Below are 675 nucleotides of genomic sequence, written 5' to 3'. Positions count from 1 at the left end.
GAAATCGCGGTGGCGCGTAGCACCACCGTGAATTTGTCATTAGCGATCGCACTAATTTCTGGATGAAAAACACCCGGATTTTGATAACCCGCAACTTGAGTTAGATATCATCTTGGTAAAATCAATAATTTCGAGGAATTAGAGGCGCAAATAAATCAAGCGTTGAAAAGTAGAATTCCCCTGGGAATAAAAAAAGGTTATTTAAAAATAGCAATTGATTTAAATTTAATTCCGTACTATGGTAAACCGAAAGAAAAAGAATTACCATACATATATCGGAGTCAAGCAAAGTCTGGTACTTGTTCATTTTATGGCTACGCTACCTTATATGTTATTACCAAAAGCAAGCGTGTAACCCTTGCAATTAGAGGAATTCGTTGGTTTGATACCTCTGTTGCTATTATTACTTATTTATTGGCAGAGCTTTCCGATCTGAAAATAAAGGTAAAAAAACTTTATTTAGACAGGGGATTTTTTAGTACTCCTGTCATTCGATGGTTGCAAGCATTAGATATTCCATTTATGATGCCTGCTATTAGAAGAGGCAAACAAGGAGGAATCAAGCAATTTTTGAAGGGTAAAATAAGTTACAAAACTACCTATACAATGGGTAGATATAAAAATGATTCAGTCACTTTTAACTTGTGGATTATCTGCAAATATAGAAAGGGGCAA

1 pseudogene is annotated in these 675 nt (G+C 35.0%); it reads left to right on the top strand.

Annotated elements, in window-relative coordinates:
* Positions 1-99 precede the first annotated feature (99 nt).
* Positions 100-675, top strand: a pseudogene (locus tag AABK37_RS41705) (ISH3 family transposase); the annotation flags it as partial.

It is taken from the genome of Tolypothrix sp. VBCCA 56010, assembly GCF_050875635.1.
In the GTDB taxonomy this organism is placed as follows: Bacteria; Cyanobacteriota; Cyanobacteriia; order Cyanobacteriales; family Nostocaceae; genus Hassallia.
The sequence above is the reverse complement of the archived record's forward strand: the minus strand, read 5'-3'. Positions and strand labels throughout refer to the sequence as shown.